We start from the raw sequence: 7,636 nt of genomic DNA on the forward strand, positions 1-7,636 counted from the left end.
CCGGTCATTACCTTAAAAGAAGGCCGCACCATTCGTAACGAACTGGCGGAGGCAGCGTTTGATGAGTAAAAGCAGTCGCCAGAACACCACCTATAAAATTAGCTTTATTGACCGTTTCAGAATGGCCATTTCATTGCATAAAAAGAATGCAATGACGACTCTGCTGGATGTTTTTCGCCACCCGGCCAATAGCCTGCTGACCATTCTTGTACTGGCTATTGCTCTTGCACTGCCGACGGCTTTTTACGTCTTTAGCTCCAATGCCAAGGCGATCAGCAGTAACTGGAGTGGTGGCGTCAAAATGGCTCTGTTCCTTAAAGACAATGTCAACGCTGAACAGAGAACTGATTTTATTCAGGAATTAAGCTTCCGTCCTGAGTTCAAGGAAGTGGTGCTGGTGCCGAAAGAAGAAGCCATTGAAGACTTTAAACAGCAATCAGGTTTTGGCGATGCGCTTAATTATCTTAGCGATAACCCTCTGCCAGACAGCATCATTCTTACGCCCTATGAAACCCATGCCGCTGCAGCCACACTTGAGCAACTGGCTCAGGAGCTGGAGCAGAATCCCATGGTAGATCTGGCCCAGCTGGATATGGCATGGATTCAGCGTTACCAGGCGATTCTTGTAATTTCGCAGAAGATTGGTTCTTTTGTCAGCATCTTACTTGCTTTTGGCGTCCTTCTGATTGTGGGTAACACCATTCGACTGGCCATTCTGAACCGCCGTGAAGAGATCCAGGTGATCAAACTGGTTGGCGCAACTGACGCCTTTATTCGACGTCCATTCTTATATAGTGGCTTCTGGTACGGCTTAATCGCTGCCCTGCTCGCCGCTTTAATGGTAAATATCGTTTTAATGCTGTTGCAGCGCCCTTCTTCTACGCTGGCCGACCTCTATAACAGCGGCTTCTCGCTGATGGGGCTGGCACCAAGCCAGACCCTCAGTCTGTTGGCCATTGGAGCTGGACTTGGCCTGTTTGGCGCCTGGTTTTCTGTCAGCAAACACCTCAAAGATATTCAGCCAACCTAGTCTAGTTCGAGACTTCATGACCTTTCACCTTTTGCTCACCATAAAGCCATACACTTAACACAGGTTTTAAAACTACTTATCAGCTATACCCTGAGGTAATACTCAAAATTCTATTATGCTATTTGCTTATAGTGAGCAAGCTTGTTTGAATAGACAGCGTTTATATTAACCGGAAAAGGAAACTCATCATGAAAACATTATTAGCATTAATGGCTGGCGCATTAGCCTTCACCAGCACAGCCAATGCCAAACCAGCAGACTATGAATTTGATACGGTTCATAGCCAAATTATATTTAAAGTCAATCACTTAGGATATTCTAACTCTTACGGTAAGTTCCGCGCTTTCGAGGGTACTTTAAGTTTTGATCCGGAAGACTGGTCAACCGCCAAAACCGAAGTCTCAATCAACACTAAGAGCATCGATCTGGAAAACAAGGAATGGAACGATCACATGCGTAATCCAGATTTCTTTGATGTTGAGCAGTTTCCGGCCATGACTTTCAAGAGCACCAAGCTTGAGAAAACAGGTGAAAAAACCGGTAAATTGCATGGAGATTTAACCATTCTTGGTAAAACCCAACCTATCACTCTAGACTTAACCTTGAATCAGGCCGGTATTCACCCGATGAGCGAGCAGCCTCATGTTGGTTTTTCTGCCACCGGCACTATCAAGCGTTCAGAATGGGGCATGGAGTATGGTGTTCCGGCTGTTGGCGACGATGTGCATATCATCATCGAAGTGGAAGCATCTGCCAAATAAGTCCTCTTTTAGCCCTGGTTCCTGCTAACTGACTGATTTACTTGTCTGGCAGGAACCCCTCTTTCAGGCTGTTAATGTCCTGTTACAAAGCCACTAAAAGACTTTAACAAGTTTCACTTTATTTCTTATTGCGATAGGTGTAGGTTACTTCTTTCAAGGATACAAATGACCCGCCAGGCCTTATAATCTCTCGCCTCGCTCTTCAATTTTGTATGGAACTTTTTAATCGATTAGCACTCTTAGGCTTAGAGTGCCAAAATATTAGCACTCTCGATTAAACAGTGCTAATATTGGTCAATCTTTAACACCCGGAGGGAATGCATGAGCAATATTCCAATGAACATGGCGTTAGCCGTTCCAACAGGCAGTATTGATGGTTATATCAGTACCGTCAGTGCTATTCCTGTCCTTTCCGTTGAAGAAGAGCAGCAGCTCGCTCACCAATTTCATGACAACAACGATCTTGAAGCAGCACGTCAGTTAGTAATGGCTCACTTGCGCTTTGTTGTCCATATTGCAAGAAGCTATAGCGGTTACGGCTTACCACAGGCTGACTTAATCCAGGAAGGTAATATTGGCCTGATGAAAGCGGTCAAGCGCTTTGACCCGAATGTTGGCGTTCGCCTGGTGTCCTTCGCAGTGCACTGGATTAAAGCCGAAATTCACGAGTACGTATTGCGTAACTGGCGTATCGTTAAGGTAGCGACCACTAAAGCGCAACGTAAATTATTCTTTAACCTTCGCTCCAAAAAGAAAACCTTAAACTGGCTCAACAATGATGAGATCAATGCTGTTGCGCAAGATTTAGGCGTGAGCGAAGAAGAAGTTCGACGCATGGAAGGGCGCCTGAACGCACATGATGCTTCATTTGATGCGCCACATGCCAGCGATGACGATGATGCGGTCTATGCACCGGTTCATTATCTTGAGTCTCCGAACTCGGATCCGGCTGTAGCCATTGAGCAGGAAGACTGGCAGGATCAGCGCGAAACTCGCTTACTGTCTGCTCTGAAAACGCTTGATGAAAGAAGTCAGGACATCCTGCAACAGCGCTGGTTAAACGACCAGAAAGCAACCTTGCATGATCTGGCTGACAAATATGGTGTTTCCGCCGAGCGTATCCGCCAGCTTGAGAAGAATGCCATGAATAAAATCAAGAATGCTATCAGCTAATTAAATTCCTGATTAACATTTATGTTCACAAAGCGACCATTTTGGTCGCTTTTTTTATATCTGAGTCTTTTACTCACCAATTTCAGAGTTTTTACACATCAAGTCACTTTTGGTTTACTTTTTAAACCATTTGTCGACATTTCAATCAACTATTGGCTACTTTTCATCCTTTTTGTCAATTTTTTATACAACAAATACTTGATCCAGTTCACATTTAGTAGCAAGATGAATGCGTCATTATAATTAAAAAGCTTGGGGAGGCTTTATGAATCGTCTAAGCACATTATTGTTTGTGAGTAGTTTCTTGCTGGTGGCTTGCGGAGGAGGGGATACCAATCCTGCTACGACCGAAACCACTGCCAGTAAAAGTTATGATTGCGTGATTAAATACGGCTGGGAACCACGCCCTCCGTACCAGTTTCTGCATAACGGCGAAATGCAGGGCATCGATATCGAAATCTTTAAAAAAGCTGCGGATGCCACTCAGTGTAATATTCAATATGTTCAAAAAAGTTGGACTGAATTATTAACCGCGCTTGAGAAAGGCGAAATCGACGTTCTTGGTGGCGCAACCGAAACCCCAGAGCGTAAAGTTTTTGCTGATTTTTCTGTGCCTTATCGTAGCGAATCCTTTTCATTATTCGTCCGCTCCACCAATGACTATCAGGGTTCAGACCTATCCGGTTTCTTGAGTGGCGGTAACAAGATTGGTATTACCAATGATTATTACTACGGCGAAGATGTTTACAACCTGATGAATCACCCTCAGTACGGCCCTTTATTTATTGATGGTAACTCTGGTGAGCAGAGTTTCTACAACGTTATTTACAGCACCATCGACGGTGTCTTAACTGACCCAGTAGAAGGTCGTTATATCATCAAACGCAAAGGGCTAGATTCGCAGGTTAAAGAATCGAACATCACCATTCCTAGCGATAGCGTATCCTTTATGTTCAGTAAGAAGGGCTTGTCACCAGAAAAGTCCAAGGCGCTGCAAGATACGATTAAAAACCTGGTCACTGAGAATGAGGTTAATCCAATCGTTGCCAAGTATCAGTAATCAAGACTTGTTCGACTTTGAGCCACCCTCGGGTGGCTTTTTTGTGTCTATTTGAGCAGTCCCATCTCGCGTTTGATGTTGAGAATATCCGAATGAATCGCGTTCTCGCTGACGCCCCTATCAAGCAGATCCTGATAGACCGACATCACCATTGGCTCTGAGCCCCCCACATAAATGTCCATATCGGTTAAGTCATCGTGATCCAGCATAAAGGCGTGGTGAACAAATCCTTTGCGGCCCTGCCATTGCTCATCAAGTCCGGAAAGCACAGGAATAAAGTTGAAGTGATCGTGTTTTTCAGCCCAGGTTTGCGGCTCTTCAAGTAAATAAAGATCGGCCGACGTTTGTGCTCCCCAGTACAAAATTAGCGGTCGCTTATCACCGCTTTTTAGCGCGGTCTTGATAATCGAATGGAAAGGCGCAAAGCCTGTGCCACCGGCTATAAAAACCGCAGGGCGATCTGAATCAGTAAGCACACACTCACCATAAGGCATCTGCAATCTGACCAAGTTACGATGTTTCAACTGGCTGACAATTTTATCAGCCGCATCATGACCCGGTAAGCGGCGGATATGTAACTCCAATACATCCTGCAGTGGCGAACTGGCAATTGAGAAAGGGCATAGTGAACCATCATCCAGCTCCAGCATTAAATACTGGCCAGCGGTGAAGGAGGGCAGAGGCTCTTTTGTCGGCGTTAACTGCACCCAGTAGACATCACGGCCAATGCGGCGCACCAAGGTGACTTCACAATCAACAAAAGTAGCTTCTAAATTTTCAGTGTTTTGTTCAGACATATTACTCTCAAATAATCTTGGCTCGAATCATTTTGCTCAAATCAATTATCGTCTTCTGGCTCCAGACCCAGCTCTTGCCACATGGCATCTACTTTATCTTTAACCGCCTGATCCATCACAATCGGTTTGCCCCATTCGCGGTCTGTTTCGCCGGGCATTTTGTTGGTTGCATCAATACCCATTTTTGAACCAAGGCCAGAAATCGGGGAGGCGAAATCCAGATAATCAATCGGAGTATTATCAATCATGGTGCAGTCACGGGTCGGATCGACACGCGTGGTCATTGCCCAGATCACATCCTTCCAGTCGCGCGTATTCACATCATCATCCACCACAATCACAAACTTGGTGTACATGAATTGACGCAGGAACGACCAGACACCCATCATGATACGCTTGGCGTGACCTGGGTATTGCTTCTTCATGGAAACAATTGCCAGTCGGTAGGAGCAGCCTTCCGGTGGCAAATAGAAATCGACAATTTCCGGGAATTGTTTTTGAAGAATGGGTACAAAGACTTCATTTAATGCTTCACCCAGAATCGCAGGCTCATCCGGTGGGCGGCCTGTATAGGTTGAGTGGTAGATGGGATCTTCACGCATGGTAATGCGTTCAACAGTGAACACCGGGAAGCTGTCCACTTCATTATAGTAGCCGGTATGATCACCATAAGGGCCTTCATCAGCCATCTCTTCAGGGTCAATATAACCTTCCAGCACAAACTCGGCGCTGGCCGGAACCTGCAAATCATTACCGAGCGATTTCACCACTTCGGTTTTCTCACCACGCAACAGTCCGGCAAAAGCGTATTCACTCAAGGTATCCGGCACTGGTGTCACGGCACCGAGAATGGTAGCCGGATCAGCACCAAAGGCCACCGAAACAGGGAAGGGTTGACCAGGGTTCTGCTGACACCACTCTCTGAAATCCAGAGCGCCTCCCCGATGCGCCAACCAGCGCATGATGAGCTTATTCTTAGCAATGACCTGCTGACGATAAATACCCAGATTCTGACGTTTCTTGTGCGGCCCTTTGGTAATGGTCAAACCCCAGGTCATCAAAGGCGCAGCATCCTCCGGCCAACAGGTTTGCACCGGAATCTTGCTTAAATCGACCTCATCGCCTTCCCAAACCACCTTCTGACACGGCGCTTTCTTAACTACCTTAGGCGCCATATTCAAGACCTGCTTAAACACCGGTAACTGCTGCCAGGCATCCTTAAAACCTTCTGGCGGCTTAGGCTCCTTCAAAAAGGCCAACAGCTCACCCAACTCACGCAAACCGGTTAAATCTTCCTTACCCATCGCCAGAGCCACCCGCCGCGTCGTGCCAAACAAATTACCCAGCACCGGAACCGAATGACCTTTAACATTCTCAAACAAGATCGCCGGACCACCCGCCCGCAAAGTACGGTCACAGATTTCCGTCATCTCAAGATAAGGATCAACTTCCACAGAAACACGCTTAAGCTCATCCATAGATTCAAGCTTAGCGATAAAATCACGCAGATCTTTGTATTGCATGAGAATTTTGAGTTGATTAGTAGTGGGGGTATTTTAGCAGATTATCAGTAAAACCCTACCGATTAGGGTATTAGATTTCTGCTTTGGACAATATTAAGTAATTGCTTTGGATAATGCTATGTTCGGAGATGGGTTTACTTACTGATATAGCCACTATAGAAAATTAGTTTGTCTGTTCATTTTCTTTGCTTGTCCAAAGAAAACGAACCAAAAGAAAAGACACCCTATATTTAGGTTATTCTTCGAATAACTGCCTTCATCATTCTCAAGCGACTTTACGCACCACGAATTACATCACATCCCTGTGCTGAAATTCGTTATTCAAATCATCCAGATTTGAATTGCTATCACTTGAGAATAATTCAGCTAAATATAAAGGGGATCTACCCGAGGCTAAGGTCAACCTTTCTTCTTTAAAATTAAGATTTTTCTTTCTAGGCGAGGCGTAGCAAAATTTTTAATGACGATTTCACAAGTAGTGAATGAGGGTAGTAATTATTGTTCACTAAAGATAGAGACAGAAAAGTGGATTTTTAGGAGTTTTGCGAGGCAGTCTCGCTCACAGCGAGGGCGCGTATACTAATACGTAACCGAGCGAGAGCGAGACTAACAAAGCAAAAAACTAAAAAGACCTTTTATGGCCTATCTTTTCATGGCGTCGAAAAATTCGTCATTGGTTTTGGTCATCGCCATCTTATCAATCAAAAACTCAATCGCGTCGATCTCATCCATTGGATGGAGAATCTTGCGCAGAATCCACATTTTCTGAAGTTCTTCCGGCCCGGTTAACAAATCTTCTTTTCGCGAACCTGAGCGGTTGAAGTCGATGGCTGGGAAGACACGCTTCTCGGCAATTTTGCGCGACAGGTGTAATTCCATATTACCCGTGCCTTTAAACTCTTCGTAGATCACTTCGTCCATCTTGGAGCCTGTATCTACTAAAGCTGTGGCGATAATGGTTAAGCTACCACCTTCTTCGATGTTACGCGCGGCACCGAAGAATCGTTTTGGGCGCTGTAACGCGTTGGCGTCAACACCACCGGTTAATACTTTACCGGATGATGGCACTACTGTGTTGTAGGCACGCGCTAGACGGGTAATCGAATCGAGCAGAATAATGACGTCTTTTTTATGCTCGACCAGACGTTTCGCTTTTTCGATGACCATTTCGGCAACCTGAACGTGTCGCGCTGCTGGTTCATCGAAAGTTGAGGCGACCACTTCACCTTTTACGGAACGCTGCATTTCGGTCACTTCTTCTGGCCGCTCATCTATCAGAAGAACGATCAGCA

The 7,636-nt window shown here is 45.5% G+C and carries 7 protein-coding genes; 4 read left to right on the plus strand and 3 right to left on the minus strand.

Annotation, left to right across the window (positions count from 1 at the left end; all coding sequences use genetic code 11):
- The first annotated feature begins 61 nt into the window (after positions 1–61).
- The 4 genes from ftsX to HUJ19_RS07095 all read left to right on the plus strand — a co-directional run bounded on the left by ftsX (position 62) and on the right by HUJ19_RS07095 (position 4,024).
- On the plus strand, positions 62–1,030 hold the full coding sequence (gene ftsX, locus HUJ19_RS07080) for a permease-like cell division protein FtsX (RefSeq protein WP_290623016.1): 969 nt from the start codon (positions 62–64) through the stop codon (positions 1,028–1,030).
- Positions 1,031–1,218: 188 nt separating this feature from the next.
- On the plus strand, positions 1,219–1,791 hold the full coding sequence (locus tag HUJ19_RS07085; protein ID WP_290623017.1) for a YceI family protein: 573 nt from the start codon (positions 1,219–1,221) through the stop codon (positions 1,789–1,791).
- A 321-nt stretch (positions 1,792–2,112) separates the two neighbouring features.
- Entirely contained in the window at positions 2,113–2,964 is an 852-nt protein-coding gene (rpoH, locus tag HUJ19_RS07090) for an RNA polymerase sigma factor RpoH (RefSeq protein WP_290623018.1), read from the plus strand.
- 265 nt (positions 2,965–3,229) lie between these two features.
- Positions 3,230–4,024: an ABC transporter substrate-binding protein gene (locus tag HUJ19_RS07095; RefSeq protein WP_290623019.1), complete on the plus strand. Its 795-nt coding sequence runs from the start codon at positions 3,230–3,232 to the stop codon at positions 4,022–4,024.
- 47 nt (positions 4,025–4,071) lie between these two features.
- Here the strand turns inward: HUJ19_RS07095 and HUJ19_RS07100 are convergent, their stop codons facing one another.
- The 3 genes from HUJ19_RS07100 to rho all read right to left on the minus strand — a co-directional run.
- Positions 4,072–4,821, minus strand: a complete 750-nt coding sequence (locus tag HUJ19_RS07100) for an NAD(P)H-flavin reductase (protein ID WP_290623020.1) — start codon at positions 4,819–4,821, stop codon at positions 4,072–4,074.
- 41 nt (positions 4,822–4,862) lie between these two features.
- Positions 4,863–6,344, minus strand: coding sequence for a 4-hydroxy-3-polyprenylbenzoate decarboxylase (ubiD, locus tag HUJ19_RS07105; protein ID WP_290623021.1), 1,482 nt, complete (start codon positions 6,342–6,344; stop codon positions 4,863–4,865).
- A gap of 642 nt (positions 6,345–6,986) precedes the next feature.
- Positions 6,987–7,636: transcription termination factor Rho (gene rho, locus HUJ19_RS07110; RefSeq protein ID WP_290623022.1), on the minus strand; the 650-nt coding region annotated here is incomplete at its 5' end.

It is taken from the genome of Kangiella sp. (assembly GCF_014762745.1).
Lineage (GTDB): Bacteria > Pseudomonadota > Gammaproteobacteria > Enterobacterales > Kangiellaceae > Kangiella.

Coding starts and splice junctions, on each gene's coding strand:
- ftsX (WP_290623016.1), top strand. CDS start 62: ATGAGTAAAAGCAGTCGCCAGAACACCACCTATAAAATTAGCTTTATT.
- HUJ19_RS07085 (WP_290623017.1), top strand. CDS start 1,219: ATGAAAACATTATTAGCATTAATGGCTGGCGCATTAGCCTTCACCAGC.
- rpoH (WP_290623018.1), top strand. CDS start 2,113: ATGAGCAATATTCCAATGAACATGGCGTTAGCCGTTCCAACAGGCAGT.
- HUJ19_RS07095 (WP_290623019.1), top strand. CDS start 3,230: ATGAATCGTCTAAGCACATTATTGTTTGTGAGTAGTTTCTTGCTGGTG.
- HUJ19_RS07100 (WP_290623020.1), bottom strand. CDS start 4,821: ATGTCTGAACAAAACACTGAAAATTTAGAAGCTACTTTTGTTGATTGT.
- ubiD (WP_290623021.1), bottom strand. CDS start 6,344: ATGCAATACAAAGATCTGCGTGATTTTATCGCTAAGCTTGAATCTATG.